Source organism: Streptomyces soli (genome assembly GCF_003999195.1).
GTDB lineage: Bacteria > Actinomycetota > Actinomycetes > Streptomycetales > Streptomycetaceae > Actinacidiphila > Actinacidiphila soli.
Map to the genome: position 1 here is coordinate 13,648 of NZ_RJVR01000306.1, position 14,895 is coordinate 28,542.

Annotated in this window: 13 protein-coding genes and 1 pseudogene; 13 read left to right on the forward strand and 1 reads right to left on the reverse strand. The window is 69.3% G+C overall.

Features of this window, described 5'->3' with window-relative positions:
* Positions 1 to 4 precede the first annotated feature (4 nt).
* Positions 5 to 1,054 carry a LacI family DNA-binding transcriptional regulator gene (locus tag EFK10_RS34505; RefSeq protein WP_206305708.1) on the reverse strand — a complete coding sequence of 350 codons (1,050 nt, stop codon included), beginning with the start codon at positions 1,052 to 1,054 and terminating at the stop codon, positions 5 to 7.
* A 309-nt stretch (positions 1,055 to 1,363) separates the two neighbouring features.
* On the opposite strand from EFK10_RS34505, the gene EFK10_RS34510 reads away from it, so the two are divergent.
* The 13 genes and pseudogenes from EFK10_RS34510 (at position 1,364) to EFK10_RS34570 (ending at position 14,893) form a co-directional block, all read left to right on the forward strand.
* A complete protein-coding gene (locus EFK10_RS34510) occupies positions 1,364 to 2,311 on the forward strand; it encodes an NAD(P)-dependent oxidoreductase (protein WP_127359583.1) in 948 nt (315 codons plus the stop codon).
* A gap of 37 nt (positions 2,312 to 2,348) precedes the next feature.
* Complete coding sequence (locus EFK10_RS34515; RefSeq protein ID WP_127359584.1) at positions 2,349 to 3,608, forward strand: M24 family metallopeptidase; 1,260 nt, start codon at positions 2,349 to 2,351, stop codon at positions 3,606 to 3,608.
* Positions 3,609 to 3,656: 48 nt separating this feature from the next.
* The gene (locus tag EFK10_RS34520) at positions 3,657 to 5,132 is read left to right on the forward strand and encodes an NAD-dependent succinate-semialdehyde dehydrogenase (RefSeq protein ID WP_240677653.1); all 1,476 of its coding nucleotides are present in this window, start codon (positions 3,657 to 3,659) and stop codon (positions 5,130 to 5,132) included.
* A gap of 66 nt (positions 5,133 to 5,198) precedes the next feature.
* Positions 5,199 to 6,860 carry an amidohydrolase gene (locus EFK10_RS34525; protein ID WP_127359585.1) on the forward strand — a complete coding sequence of 554 codons (1,662 nt, stop codon included), beginning with the start codon at positions 5,199 to 5,201 and terminating at the stop codon, positions 6,858 to 6,860.
* Positions 6,861 to 6,890: 30 nt separating this feature from the next.
* Positions 6,891 to 8,228 (forward strand): amidohydrolase family protein, encoded by a 1,338-nt coding sequence (locus EFK10_RS34530; protein WP_127359586.1) that lies wholly within the window; start codon positions 6,891 to 6,893, stop codon positions 8,226 to 8,228.
* A gap of 130 nt (positions 8,229 to 8,358) precedes the next feature.
* Positions 8,359 to 8,589, forward strand: a pseudogene (locus EFK10_RS34535) (MarR family transcriptional regulator); the annotation flags it as partial.
* Between the two features lie 70 nt (positions 8,590 to 8,659).
* Positions 8,660 to 9,121, forward strand: a complete 462-nt coding sequence (locus EFK10_RS34540) for a DUF5709 domain-containing protein (RefSeq protein ID WP_127359587.1) — start codon at positions 8,660 to 8,662, stop codon at positions 9,119 to 9,121.
* 13 nt (positions 9,122 to 9,134) lie between these two features.
* Positions 9,135 to 9,590, forward strand: a complete 456-nt coding sequence (locus EFK10_RS34545; RefSeq protein WP_240677654.1) for a hypothetical protein — start codon at positions 9,135 to 9,137, stop codon at positions 9,588 to 9,590.
* Positions 9,591 to 9,842: 252 nt separating this feature from the next.
* Complete coding sequence (locus EFK10_RS34550; protein ID WP_127359588.1) at positions 9,843 to 10,604, forward strand: DeoR/GlpR family DNA-binding transcription regulator; 762 nt, start codon at positions 9,843 to 9,845, stop codon at positions 10,602 to 10,604.
* 110 nt (positions 10,605 to 10,714) lie between these two features.
* On the forward strand, positions 10,715 to 12,073 hold the full coding sequence (locus EFK10_RS34555; protein WP_127359589.1) for an ABC transporter substrate-binding protein: 1,359 nt from the start codon (positions 10,715 to 10,717) through the stop codon (positions 12,071 to 12,073).
* A complete protein-coding gene (locus EFK10_RS34560; RefSeq protein WP_127359590.1) occupies positions 12,073 to 13,044 on the forward strand; it encodes a carbohydrate ABC transporter permease in 972 nt (323 codons plus the stop codon). The genes EFK10_RS34555 and EFK10_RS34560 overlap by 1 nt, the downstream gene beginning before the upstream one ends.
* Entirely contained in the window at positions 13,041 to 13,907 is an 867-nt protein-coding gene (locus EFK10_RS34565) for a carbohydrate ABC transporter permease (RefSeq protein WP_127359591.1), read from the forward strand. Before EFK10_RS34560 ends, EFK10_RS34565 begins: the two co-directional genes overlap by 4 nt.
* Positions 13,904 to 14,893 (forward strand): zinc-dependent alcohol dehydrogenase family protein, encoded by a 990-nt coding sequence (locus tag EFK10_RS34570; RefSeq protein ID WP_127359592.1) that lies wholly within the window; start codon positions 13,904 to 13,906, stop codon positions 14,891 to 14,893. The genes EFK10_RS34565 and EFK10_RS34570 overlap by 4 nt, the downstream gene beginning before the upstream one ends.
* Positions 14,894 to 14,895: the final 2 nt, after the last annotated feature.

Below are 14,895 nucleotides of genomic sequence, written 5' to 3' on the forward strand. Positions count from 1 at the left end.
GGCGCTACGCACCGTGAGGAGGCGGCGCGGCGGTCGAGGCCCGGACCACCAGACGCACCGGTAGGAAGACGGTCTTCGACATGGGGGCGGGGTGGCCCTTCTCCTCATAGCGGTCCAGGCGCTCGAGGAGGAGGCGGGCCGCCTCCGCCCCCAGGTCGAGGTGCGGCACGCGCACGGTGGTCAGCGGCGGCTGGAATTCGTCGGCGAACTGCATGTCGTTGAAGCCGACGAGGGAGATGTCCTGCGGGCACCGCAGGCCCCTGGCCTTGAGAGCGTGAAGTGCTCCGAGGGCGATCAGATCGTTGCCGGCGCAGATGGCCGTCGTATCGGGATGCTTTTCGAGCAGTTCGTGGGTGGCGCGTTCGCCCGCGGGCGCGGTGTAGCTCTCGCTGACCACGACCGGTGCCCGCTCAGGAGCGATCCCGGCGGTTTCGACCGCGTGCCGGAAGGCTCGGACGCGGGTGACACCGGTGGACATGCTCTGGGGGCCCGCCACGTGGGCGATGGAGCGGTGTCCGAGACCGAGCAGGTGCTCGACGGCAAGGGCCATCCCGGTGGCGTCGTCGCCGGCGACCCAGGGAAACAGCCTTTTGTCCGTACAGCGGTTGACCAGGACGATCGGGACGCCCGATTCGTAGGCCTCGTCCAGCAGGGGATGCACGCGCTGCGCGGTGGCGATGATGAAACCGTCGACCTGCCGCCCCCGCAGGGCCTCGAATTGGGTGCGTTCCTTGGCCTCGTCATTGTCGGTGTTCGCCAGCAGCGCCGTGTAGCCACGGGCGTTCAGGACTTCCTCGATGCCGCGCGCGACCGGGGGAAAGAGCGGATTGGTGAGGTCCGGCAGCAGGACACCGACCGTGAAGGAGCGGTTCGTACGCAGACTGCGCGCTGCCGAGTTCGGGGTGAAGCCCAACTGCTCGGCGGCCGTCCTCACCCGGCGGGCCGTCGCCGCGTTCACCAGACCGCTGGTGCTCGGGTTGAGGGCGCGGGAGGCCGTGGCCTTGTGCACTCCGGCGAGTGCTGCCACATCGGACATGGTCGGGCGTTTGCTCACCTGGGCAGTCTAGGGAAACTTTCCCCCGGGAAACAACCGATTGCAGAGCGCCGACGACCAGGTGACCGCAAGGACGATGGCCAGAGGTCTTGACAGCTTCGCGAGTACGGAGCAAGCATGAATGCAATCGGTTGCAGCAATCGTCGAAGACTGAGCGAACGAACGACCGGATCGATCATCCTCCGGAGCTCCGTCTCACCAGTTCAAGACCATTGATCTCCATATGCACCGCCCTCGGTAGGGGTGATGACTATGCAATCGGATGCAGAAGTTGTCACTCGAGCCGTCTTCCAGGAGTGAGGTAGAGAAATGACGTACGCCGCCCAGGACCACCCGCGTATCGGCTGGATCGGCGCCGGCCGCATGGGCTTCCAACTGGCCGCCCGGCTGCTGGACGCGGGGCACGACGTCGCCGTCTACAACAGGACCCGCGCCAAGGCCGAACCGCTGGCCGAACGGGGCGCGACAATCGTCGACCGGCCGGTGGACCTCGCCGACCGGGATGTCGTCTTCATCATGGTCTCCGCCTCGGCGGACCTGGAAGCGGTCACCACGGGTCCCGACGGCGTGCTGACCTCGCCGGATGCCGCGCCGCAGGTACTGATCGACAGCTCCACGGTCTCCACCCAGGTGTCCACGCTGGTCCGCAACGAAGCCGCCAAGCGCGGGACCGACTTCCTGGCCGCCCCCGTGAGCGGAAACCCGAAGGTGATCGCCGCGGGCAAGCTGACGGTCGCCGTTTCCGGCTCGCGCGAGGTGTTCGACCAGGTCGAGCCGCTGCTGGCGCTGCTGGGACGCGGCGTGACCTATGTCGGCGAGGACGAGGTCGCCCGCCTCGTCAAGATCGCGCACAACGTCTTCCTCGGCGTCGTCACCCAGTCCCTCGCCGAGATCACCGTCCTCGCGGAGAAGGGCGGGGTCAGCCGTGCCGCCTTCCTGGAGTTCCTCAACGACTCCGTGATGGGCTCGGTCTTCACCCGCTACAAGACGCCCGCGCTGGTCAACCTGGACTTCAAGCCGACGTTCACCCCTCCGCTGCTGCGCAAGGACTTCGACCTGGGGCTGTCCGCGGCCCGCGAGCTGGAGGTCCCGATGCCGCTCGCCGCCGCCACCGCTCAGCTCGTCGCCGGTGCCATCGGCGCGGGGTACATCGACGAGGACTTCGCCACCTTGCTCCTCGAGCAGGCCAGGAGCTCCGGCATCACGCTTGAAGCCGAGAACGTGCCCGTGGACGACGGCCTGTCCCCGCAGGACTGACCCTCCCAGCCTCGCAGCGACTAAGGACGTTTCCCCCATGAATGCCACGACTCCGCAGACGACACGGCCGATCCCCGCCTATGGACACAGCGCGGTGGACTACGAGCAGCGCGTGGACTACGAACGGCTTCGGGCGTACCGGCTGGACCGCGCCCGGGCGGCGCTGGAGTCCAGTGAGTGCGGCGCCCTCCTGCTGTTCGACTTCTACAACATCCGCTACACCACGCAGACCTGGATCGGCGGCGCTCTCGGGGACAAGATGACCCGTTACGCGCTCCTGACCCGTGGCGGCGACCCAGTGCTGTGGGACTTCGGCTCCGCCGCGCGCCACCACCAGCTCTACGCCCCCTGGCTGCGGCCGGAGAACTCCCGCGCGGGCATGCTCGGTATGCGTGGTGCCATCTCGCCGGACGCCGGCCTGATGCGCTCAGCGGTCACCGAGATCAAGGGCATGCTCGAGGACGCGGGCGTCGCCGACCTGCCCGTCGGTGTGGACATCGTGGAGCCGCCCTTCCTGTTCGAGATGCAGCGGCAGGGCCTGAAGGTCATCGATGCCCAGCAGCTGATGCTCGACGCCCGCCAGATCAAGTCCCCCGACGAGATCGCCCTGCTGTCCATGGCGGCCGCCATGGTCGACGGCGTCTACCAGGACATCGTCGAGGCACTCAAGCCCGGCGTGCGCGAGAACGAGATCGTCGCGCTGGCCAACAAACGCCTGTACGAGATGGGTTCGGACCAGGTCGAGGCCATCAACGCGGTGTCCGGCGAGCGCTGCAACCCGCACCCGCACAACTTCTCCGACCGGATCATCCGCCCCGGCGATCAGGCGTTCTTCGACATCATCCAGTCCTACAACGGCTATCGCACCTGCTACTACCGCACCTTCGCGGTGGGCAGCTCGACGGGTTCGCAGCGTGACGCGTACACCAAGGCCCGCGAATGGATGGACGCCGCCATCGCCATCGTCAAGCCGGGAATCGGGACCGACCAGGTCGCGCAGGTCTGGCCGGCCGCGACCGAGTTCGGCTTCGCCAACGAAATGGCCGCCTTCGGTCTCCAGTTCGGCCACGGTCTGGGCCTCGGCCTGCACGAGCGGCCCATCATCAGCCGGCTCAACAGCCTGGAAAGCCCCGTCGAGATCCAGGAGGGCATGGTCTTCGCGCTGGAGACCTACTGCCCGGCATCCGACGGATTCTCCGCGGCCCGCATCGAGGAGGAAGTCGTCGTCACCGCCGACGGTGCCGCGGTGCTGACCAAATTCCCCGCGCAGGATCTGTTCGTGGCCAACCGTTACTGAGAAAACCCCGCGACAGCCGCCAAAACCACAGCAGGAGGCGAAGAGCCAGTGAGCGCGCACAACCAGGGATCCCCCGCCAGGCTGCGGGCCGAGAAGATTCCCACCGATCTGTTCATCGGGGGACGCTGGCGGCCCGCGAGCGATGGGGCACGCTTCGACGTCCAGGATCCGTCGAGCGGTGAGAAGCTCGCCGACGTCGCCAGCGCGACCCCGGAGGACGGCCTGGCCGCCGTCGAGGCCGCGGAGGCGGCGCTGGCCGGGTGGGCGGCCACGCCCCCGCGCGAGCGGGCCGAACTGCTGCGCTCGGCGTTCGTCACGATGAAGCAGCGGGCGGAGGAGTTCGCCGAGCTGATCGTGCTGGAGAACGGCAAGGCACTCACCGACGCCCGTGGCGAAGTCGCCTACGCCGCCGAGTTCTTCCGGTGGTACGCGGAGGAGGCGGTGCGGACCCTGGGCAGCGTGCAGACCGCTCCCGCGGGCAACAACAAGATCCTCGTACTGCGTCAGCCGGTCGGCGTCTGCGTCCTGGTCACCCCGTGGAACTTCCCCGCCGCCATGGCCACGCGCAAGATCGGCCCTGCGCTGGCCGCCGGGTGCACGGTGATCCTCAAGCCCGCCAGCGACACCCCGCTCACCGCGCTGGCCATCGCCGCCCTCTTCGAGGAAGTGGGCGTGCCGGCGGGCGTGGTGAACGTACTGCCCTCCCGCCGTTCCGGCGCGCTGGTCTCCGCGATGCTGGACGATCCGCGGGTCCGCAAGCTGTCCTTCACCGGTTCCACCGAGGTCGGCCGGACCCTGCTGGCGGCCGCGTCCAACACGGTCGTCAACTGCTCCATGGAGCTGGGCGGCAACGCTCCGTTCCTGGTCTTCGCCGACGCGGACCTGGACGAGGCCATCGCCGGCGCCATGGTGGCCAAGATGCGCAACGGCGGCGAGGCGTGCACCGCCGCCAACCGCTTCTACGTCGAAGAACCGGTCGCCGTCGAATTCACCCGGCGGCTCGCGGACGCCATGCAGGCGCTGAGTACCGGCCCCGGCCTCGACCCCGGCGTACAACTCGGACCGCTCGTCAACGCGGAGAGCCGCGACAAGGTCGCCCAGCTGGTCGCGGACACCGTACAGGCGGGTGCTTCCGTGGCGGCGGGCGGCGAGACTCCCGAAGGTCCGGGCTTCTACTACCCGCCCACCGTCCTCGCCGACGTGCCGCCGAACGCTCCGGTGCTCCGCGAGGAGATCTTCGGTCCGGTCGCGCCGGTGGTCGCTTTCAGCACCGAGGACGAGGCGATCCAGCTGGCCAACGCCACCGAGTACGGGCTGGTCTCCTACGTCTACACCTCCGACCTGGCCCGTGGCCTGCGGGTCAGCGAGCGGCTGGACTCCGGAATGGTCGGCCTCAACCGCGGTGTCGTCTCCGACCCGGCCGCCCCGTTCGGCGGCACGAAGCAGAGCGGCATCGGCCGGGAAGGCGGACACGAGGGTCTACTGGACTACACCGAGTCCAAGTACATCGCCCTTTCCTGGTGACCCCTCCGCACCTGCCACTTCCCCACCCCGGCGGACACCGACGTCCCGACGGAAAGGAGCTCCGGAATGGAGCACAGCCACCCTGCCACCGGGGTCCCTGACACGATTTACGTCAACGGGCGCATCTACCCCGGGTCGCGGACACCTGGCGACGCTGCCCGCGGCGGGACTCAGGGCGAGGAGTACGAAGCCCTCGCCGTGCGCCGCGGGCGGGTCCTCGGTCTCGGCACGGACCGCGAGATCAGAGATCTGGCGGGCCCCCGCAGCGAGGTCGTCGACCTGCGCGGACACCGGGTCATCCCCGGTCTGATCGACGGCCACATGCACGCGGTCCGCGCCGGCTCGACCTGGTCGAGCGAGTTGCACTGGACCGGATTGTCCGCGGTCACCGACGCGCTGGCCAGCGTCGGGGAAGCGGTGCGCAGTACGCCGCCCGGCCGGTGGATCCGCGCCGTCGGCGGCTGGCATCACAGCCAGTTCAAGGAGAACCGGCCGCCCAGCACTGCCGAGCTCGACGCGGTCGCGCCGGATCACCCGGTCTACGTACAGGCGCTCTACGAGCTTGCCGTGCTCAACAGCGAGGCGATACGGGTGCTGGGCATCGACTCGTGGACCGACCTTCCAGCCGGTTCGGTGGAACGTGATCCGCTCACCGGCCGCTGCACCGGTGTGGTGCGGGGCCTGGGAGCGTACAACCGATGTCTTGGCGCGATCCCCGGGCCGGACGCCGCCGAAAGGCAGGCGTCCATGCGCGCCATGTTCGCGGACCTCAACGCGGTCGGGCTGACCGGCATCGTCGACCCCGGCGGCTTGAAAGTGGCGCCCGAGCACTACGACCCGCTCTTCGACGCGTGGCGGGCGGGTGAGCTGACCGTCCGGATGCGCCTGTACGTCTCCGCCGCGGACGCCGGGCAGGAAGTGGATCAGCTGGTGGGATGGCTGCGCCACGCACAGACCCGCTTCGGCGACGACATGCTGAGGATGGTCGGCATCGGGGAGGTCGTGCACTACGGGTGTCACGACATGGAAGGACTCGAACCCTTCCTGGTGACGGACGAGGCGTACGAGGAACTGCTCACGATCAGCCGCCGGGTCGCCGAACGCGGCTGGCCGATGCACATCCACGCCGTCCTCGATTCGAGCATCGACCGGATCCTGGACGCCTGGGAGACCGTCCACCGGGAGACTCCGCTGGATCAGCTGCGTTTCTCCCTCGCTCACGCCGACAGGATCAGCCCCCGCAACGTCCGGCGGCTGGCCGCGCTGGGCGCCGGTGTCGTCGCCGACGACCACCAGGTGTTCAAAGCCGCAGCATCAGCAGCTTGTTGGGGGGCCGAACAGATGACGTCGGTGCCTCCACTGGGCGACCTGCTGGAGGCCGGTGTGCCAGTCGGCGCGGGAACCGACGCGAACCGTGCATCGTCGTACAGTCCCTGGCTGTCGTTGTGGTGGCTGCACGAGGGCCGTTCCCTCGACGGCACCGTCCAGCGCGCGCCCCGGCACCGACTGTCCCGCCGGCAGGCCCTCGACCTCTACACCCGGGGCAGCGCGTGGTTCTCCTTCGAGGAGTCCGACCGGGGCCACCTCCATCCCGGGGCGTGGGCCGACCTGGCCGTCCTCAGCGACGACTACTTCACCGTGCCGGCTGATCTCATCCCGTCCATCACCGCGCAGCTGACCGTTGTCGGCGGCCGGACCGTCCACGCATCAGGGCCGTTTCAGGCCTGACCTCCTCAGCAAAGAAGCCGGAGTCATGAGATGAGCAGCAGCACGACATTGATACGCGGCGGCACGGTCCTGACCGTCGACCCGCAGATCGGGGACGTCGACCGCGGTGACGTCCTCATCCAGGACGACCGGATCGTAGCGGTGGGCAAGGACCTTCCGGCGGAGGGTGCCGAGGTCGTCGACGCCACCGGCATGATCGTGATGCCGGGTCTGGTCGACACCCACCGGCACCTGTGGCAATCTGCCATTCGCCAGATCGCCGCCGACTGGACGCTGGGCCAGTACGCCGAGCGGATGCTCGGTGTCATTGGTCCGCGCTTCAGCCCGGAGGATGTCTACATCGCCGACCTCCTGGGCGCGATGGAGGCGCTCAACGGCGGCGTCACGACGGTCATGGACTGGTCGCACATCATGAACACCCCCGACCACGCGGACGCGGCCGTGCGGGGACTGACGGACTCCGGCGTGCGCGCCGTCTTCGGATACGGCGTCCCGGCGTCGCCGGCGGCCGACTGGTACGCGAAGGATCTGGCCCGTGTGGCCAGCACCTACTTCTCGAGCGGCGACCAGCGGCTCAGCCTGGCCCTGGCCAGCCTCGGGCCGGAATTCTCCTCGCTGGAGGAGACCGTAACCGACATCCGGCTGGCGCGTGAACTGGGCATCCGCACCTCGCTGCACGTCGGCGCCGGGCTGCTCGGCCGTATGCGTGCCGTTACCAAAATGGACGAGGCGGGGCTGCTCGGCCCCGACGTCATCTACGTGCACTGCAGCACCTGCACCGACGAGGAGCTGCAGCGCATCGCGGACTCCGGGGGCCGGGTCTCGATCTCCCCGCGGGTGGAGATGCAGATGGGCCATGGCTACCCCGCCACCGGCCGGCTGCTCGCGGCGGGGATCCATCCCAGCCTGAGCATCGACGTGGTCAGCGCGGTCGGCGGCAGCATGTTCGCCGAGATGCGAGGCACGCTGGAGGCGGAACGCGGTAGGCAGAACCAACTGTCGCTGGACCGCGACGAGTGGCCGGCGGACCTGTCCTTGACCACCGCGGACGTGGTGCGGATGGCCACCATCGAGGGAGCCCGCACCCTGGGCATGGGCGACCGGATCGGATCGCTCACCCCCGGCAAGCAGGCCGACATCATCATGCTGCGGGTCGACCTCCCGAACCTCTTCCTGATCAACAATCTGCCGGCCGCGGTCACCCTGGCCGACAGCGAGAACGTCGACACCGTCTTCGTGGCCGGCCGGCCCGTGAAGGTCGCCGGCAGGCTGCTCGGGCACGACACGCCCGCTCTCCAGGAGCAGGCACGTACGTCCAGGAACCGACTCCTGTCGGGTACGCCGTTCGCGGTCGAAAAGGCATCGTGACCGGCTCGTCGGCGGCTACTTGCTGAGGACGTTCACCACCACGATCAGCAGGCCGATGGCCATGTCGACGCAACCGGCGCGGCCGGCGGTGGGCCGGCTGCGGCCGCCGGCGGTACGGGACGCCCAGTTCACCCGGCTCGAGGACCGCGGCCTGCTCACCCGCTACCTGTGCGCCGACGACCGGCGCGGCATCTACACCGAGGTCACCCCTGCCGGCCGGGCGCTGCTGGACCTGGCCCGCCCCACCCACGACGCCGCGCTCGGCGAAGCCCTCGACGACGCCGAGCGGCGCCCCGAACTGGCGCCGCTGGCCGCCGTTCTGCGCGCCCACACCCCGCAGCCGCAGCCGGCATCGCAGTAGCGGGTGCCGAAGGACGCCCGGCCTGGCAGAGTCGAGTTAGGAGGGCGGCGCGCCCGACGAGGAGACAGCCATGAGCGACAGCGCGATGGGCGACGAGGTGTACCAGCCGGACGGCTCCGAGGTGCAGGACGACGCCGGCCTCCTGGAACCCGAGGACACCCTGGACCAGCACGGCGTGGACCAGGTGCTCGACGAGGGCTACTCCCCGCCGGAGCGCCCGTGGGCGGTGAACAAGACCGGGGTCACCGCCGAGGGGCAGCGGCGCGGCGAGAGCCTCGAGCAGCGCCTCTCCGAGGAACTGCCGGACACTCCCGCCCCTGAGGGCGACGATCTGGGCGACGCCTGGGACACCGACGGCGAGCTGGTCGACGACGAGGTCGGAGACGACCGCGCCGGACGGCTGGTCGCCCCCGACGAGGGCGTCCACTACGAGACCGAGGGCCTGGTCGGCCGCGACGTCGGCATCGACGGCGCCGCCGCGTCGGCGGAGGAGGCCGCGGTGCACGTCATCCCGGACTCCCAGCAGTACTGACCCCGCCCGGCCCATGTCCGCCTCACCGCGGCACCCTGCCGTGTCCCGGCCCTCCCGCCCCGAACAGCTGCGGGCGCTGGCCGAGGTGCTGGACGAGATCGCCGTGTCGCAGCTGCCGTCCGACCGCGTCGTCGCGGCCTGCGGCGAGCCCGGACCGGTGCCCGCCTCCGTGGCTCGGGAGGGCGGCCGACAGGCCGTGATCTGCCACCGCCTCGGCCGGCGACTTCGCGAGCTGGTGCTGTACGGCGACGTCGCCGAGGCCCGGGAACGCGCCTCCCGGCTGCTGGACTACCACCACTGGATGGTCCAGCAGGCGCTCAACCTCGCCTTCACCTGCAATCCGGACGCCCGCACCGAGGCGGCCCGGCTGCATCTCAACGGCCTGGGTGCGCCCGCCGACGAGTTCCGCCGGCTGCGTGACCGTATCCGGGCACAGGCGGACACCGAGGCCGCCGACGACACCTCCTGAAGCCCGCGGGCGCCCGTCCCGGGCAAAAACGGGCAGCAAACGGGCGTCTCAGCGGGGAGAGCGGGCACGTCCTCGGAGCCGGTCGGCGGGGGTAGGCAGTGCGGACGGGGCAGATCACGCTCCGGAAGCGGGCGCATTCGGTCACGATCCATGTGGTGACGAGCCTGGTCACGAGGCGGCAGCCCTTGTAGAACTCCATCAGACGCCCGAACGGGCAAGGATTCGCCCCGGAAACGGACAGGAGGTGCCGCTGTGGACGCCGAGGAGCGCCGGAGAGGAATTCTGGAGCTGGCCCGCCGAACGGGTTCGGTCATGGTCGGCAAGCTCTCCGCCGACTTCGGAGTGGCCAAGGAGACCATCCGCCGCGATCTGGCCGTCCTGGAGGAGCACGGGCTGATCCGGCGCACCCACGGCGGGGCGTATCCGGTGGAGAGCGCGGGCTTCGAGACCACGCTGGCCTTCCGTACGACCATGCACGTACCGGAGAAGCAGCGGATCGCGACGGCCGCCGCCGAACTGGTGGGCGACGCGGAGACCGTCTTCATCGACGAGGGTTTCACCCCGCAACTCATCGCCCAGACGCTGCCCCGCGACCGCCCGCTCACGGTGGTCACCGCCTCCCTCGCCGCGGCGAGCGCACTGGCCACGGACGACGCGATGACGGTCCTGCTGCTGGGCGGCCGTGTGCGCGGCGGGACGATGGCCACCGTCGACCACTGGGTCACGCACATGCTCTCGGGTTTCGTCATCGACCTGGCGTTCATCGGCGCCAACGGCATCTCCCGAGAATACGGCCTGACCACGCCCGACCCGGCGGTCAGCGAGGTCAAGGCGCAGGTCATACGAACGGCCCGGCGCAGAGTCTTCGCCGGGGTGCACACCAAGTTCGGGGCCGTCAGTTTCTGCCGCTTCGCCGAGGTCCGTGACTTCGAGGCCGTCATCACCGACTCCGCACTGCCCCTGTCCGAGGCCCACCGCTACTCACTGCTGGGGCCGCACGTCATCCGGGTCTGACCCGGGGAAACCCACCGACCGTCCGATCCACCCGTACGAGGGTGGCCTGGTTCCGCACACCCTGCGGAGCCCGTACACCCCGAAATAACCGAGCCGACCGGGAGCCTGTCATGACCGTCCCCACATCCCGTATCCCCAAAGCAACGATCGTGGCCATCGCCGCGGGCGCGCTGCTCGCCGCATGCAGCGGAGCCGGCGGCGCCGGGTCCTCCAGCGGCGGCCACAGCATCAACGTCCTGATGGTGAACAATCCGCAGATGGTGGAGTTGCAGAAGCTCACCGCGGCCAACTTCACCAAGGACACCGGCATCACGGTCAACTTCACGACGCTGCCGGAGAACGACGTCCGCGACAAGATCAGCCAGGACTTCTCCAACCAGGCCGGGCAGTACGACGTGGCCACCATCAGCAACTACGAGATCCCGTTCTACGCCAAGAACAAGTGGCTGCTGCCGCTGGACAGCTACGTCGCCAAGGACAAGGCCTTCGACCAGTCCGACATCCTCCCGTCCATGACGGAGTCGCTGACCGCCGACGACGGCAAGCTCTACGGGGAGCCCTTCTACGGCGAGTCGTCGTTCCTGATGTACCGCAAGGACGTGTTCGCCCAGAAGCACCTGACCATGCCGTCGGCCCCCACCTGGCAGCAGGTCGCGGACCTCGCGGCGAAGGTGGACGGCGCTCAGGCCGGCATGAAGGGGATCTGTCTGCGCGGCCAGCCCGGCTGGGGCGAGGTCATCGCTCCGCTCACCACCGTCGTCAACACCTTCGGCGGCACCTGGTTCACCAAGGACTGGAAGGCCGAGCTGACCTCGCCCGCCTTCGTCAAGGCCACCAAGTTCTACGTGGACCTGGTGCGCAAGCACGGCGAGTCCGGCGCCGCCCAGGCCGGGTTCAGCGAGTGCCTGAACAACCTCACCCAGAGCAAGACCGCCATGTGGTACGACGCGACCTCGGCCGCCGGCTCGCTGGAGGCCACCGGCTCCCCGGTGAAGGGCAAGATCGGCTATGTCCAGGCCCCCGTGGTGTCGACGAAGAGCTCCGGCTGGCTCTACACCTGGGCCTGGGGCCTGCAGAAGGCGTCCAAGAACCCCAGCGACGCCTGGAAGTTCATCTCCTGGGCGTCCAGCAAGAAGTACGAGGAGCTGGTCGGCCAGAAGGCCGGCTGGGCCAACGTTCCCGCCGGCAAGCGCGCCTCCACGTACACCAACCCCGACTACCTGAAGTCCGCCGCCGCGTTCGCCGATGTCACCAAGGCGTCCATCACCTCCGCCGACCCGCGCAACCCCGGCACCCAGCCCCGCCCGACCATCGGTATCCAGTTCGTCGACATCCCGGAGTTCTCCGACCTGGGCACCAAGGTCTCCCAGGAGATCAGCGCCGCCATCGCCGGACGGGAGTCCGTCGAGACGGCCCTGAGCAAGTCCCAGGCGCTGGCGGAACAGGTCGCGAAGAAGTACCAGGGCTGATGACCACGCCGATGACGGTGCCCACAGCCCGCACCGGACCAACGCCACGGACTGCCATTCCCCGGTTCAAGACGCGCGGCCCGAAGGCCTGGGCCAGGCGTGCCCCGCTGCTGCCCGCCCTGGTGTTCATGATCGCTGTCACCCAGCTGCCCTTCGTGGCCACGCTGGTGATCTCGTTCTTCGACTGGAACGCCCTGTATCCCAACGACCGGCACTTCACCGGCGTGTCCAACTACAGCGCGGTCGCCACCGACCCCGCGCTGCGCGACTCGGTCGTCACCACCGCGGTGCTGACGGCCGCCGTGGTCATCGCCAGCGTCGTCCTCGGCCTGCTGCTGGCGCTGCTGCTGGACCGCAGCTTCCCCGGCCGGGGCGTGGTGCGCACCATGCTCATCGCCCCGTTCCTGCTGGTGCCGGTGGCCGCGGCCCTGCTGTGGAAGCACGTGCTCTACAACCCCGAGTACGGGCTCTTCAACGGCGCGATCACCTGGGTGGCCAAGCTCTTCGGCGACACCACTCCCCCGCAGCCGGACTGGATCTCCTCGATGCCGAAAATCGCGGTGGAGACCGCGCTGGTGTGGCAGTGGACGCCGTTCATGATGCTGATCCTGCTGGCCGGACTGCAGAGCCGTTCCATGGACATGATCGAGGCGGCCCGCCTCGACGGGGCGAGCAACTGGCAGATCTTCCGGTACATGACGCTGCCGCATCTGCGGCGATACCTGGAGCTGGGCGTCCTGCTGGGCTCGATCTACATCGTGCAGAACTTCGACGCGGTGTTCACCATCACCTCCGGCGGGCTCGGCACCGCCAACCTCCCGTACACGATCTACCAGACCTTCTACCAGGCCCACGAATACGGGCAGGCTTCCGCCGCCGGAGTGCTGGTCGTGATCGGCTCGATCGCCATCGCGACCTTCGCCCTGCGCGTGGTCTCCTCCCTCTTCCGTGAGGAGGCGTCCCGCTCATGACCTCCACTGCCGTAGTCGCCCTCCCGCCGGCCGCACGCCGGGCCCGGCGCAAGGGTGCCGCGCTGGGGCTGCTGGCCTGGCTGGTCGGCATCGTCTTCGTCCTGCCCGTGCTGTGGATGGTGCTCACTTCCCTGCACTCCGAGACCGACGCCGCCACCAACCCGCCGTCCCTGGCGGCCTCGCTCACCCTGGACGCCTACCGGAACTTCTTCGGTGCCGGAGGCGGGGCCAGTCCGTGGCCCGCGCTGATCAACTCCGCGACGGCGTCCATCGTGTCGACGCTGCTGGTGCTGGTGCTGGCGACACCGGCCGCGTACGCGCTGTCGATCCGGCCGGTCAAGAAGTGGACGGACGTGCTGTTCTTCTTCCTGTCCACCAAGATGCTGCCGGTCGTGGCCGGGCTGCTGCCGATCTACCTGTTCGCCAAGAACATCGGCATGCTCGACAACATCTGGCTGCTCGTCATCCTCTACACGTCGATGAACCTGCCGATCGCCGTGTGGATGATGCAGTCGTTCCTCTCCGACGTGCCCGTGTCGATCATCGAGGCCGCCCAGATTGACGGGGCCCGCCTGCCGACGATCCTGGCCCGGGTGGTGGGCCCGATCGCCGGGCCCGGGATCGCCGCCACCGCGCTGATCTGCTTCATCTTCAGCTGGAACGAGATGCTCTTCGCCCGGGTCCTCACGTCGGTGGTCGCGCAGACCGCGCCGGTGTTCCTGACCGGCTTCATCACCAGCCAGGGCCTGTTCCTGGCCCAGGTGTGCGCCGCGTCGATCGTCATCTCCCTGCCGGTGCTCGCCGCCGGCTTCGCCGCCCAGGACAAGCTGGTCCAGGGCCTGTCTCTAGGAGCCGTCAAATGAGGGCCGCACTTATCGAAGCCCCCGGCAAGGTCTCCCTCGTCACGGTTCCCGACCCGGTGCCGGGCCCGCGCGACGTGGTCGTGGACGTGGCCGCATGCGGGCTGTGCGGGACCGATCTGCACATCCTGCAGGGCGAGTTCGCGCCCACCCTGCCGATCGTGCCCGGGCACGAGTTCGCCGGCGAGGTCGTCGGGATCGGCACCGAGGTCACCGAACTGGCCGTGGGCGACAAGGTGGCCGTCGACCCTTCCCTGTACTGCCACGAGTGCCGCTACTGCCGGATCGGGCGCGGCAACCTCTGCGACCGCTGGGGGGCCATCGGCGTCACCGTCGCGGGCGGCGCCGCCGAGTTCGCGGTCGCTCCGGTGGCCAACTGCGTACGGCTGCCCGAGCACGTGAGCGTACACAACGCCGCGCTGATCGAGCCGCTCTCGTGCGCGGTACGCGGATACGACGTCCTCAACGCCCGGATGGGCACGGAGGTGCTGATCTACGGCTCCGGGACGATGGGGCTGATGATGCTGGAGCTCGCCAAGCGCACCGGCGCCGCCAGCGTGGACGTCGTCGACGTCAACCCGGAGCGGCTGGCGACCGCCCGCGCGCTGGGCTGCTCGCGGTCGGCCGCCTCGGCGGCAGAGCTGGAGCAACCTCGCGGCTGGGACGTGGTCATCGACGCCACCGGCAACCCCGCCGCCATCCAGGACGGCCTGGGCCGGGTCGCCAAGGCCGGGACCTTCCTGCAGTTCGGGGTCGCCGACTACGCCACAACCGCCACCATCGAGCCGTACAAGATCTACAACCAGGAGATCACCATCACCGGCTCGATGGCCGTGCTCCACAGCTACGAGCGGGCCGCCGCCCTGTTCGCCGCCGGCGTGCTCGACCCCGAGGTGTTCATCAGCCACCGGCTCCCGCTGGCGGAGTACCCGCAAGCGCTGGACCAGTTCCGGTCCGGGCAGGGCCGGAAGATCGTGGTGGTGCCGTAACG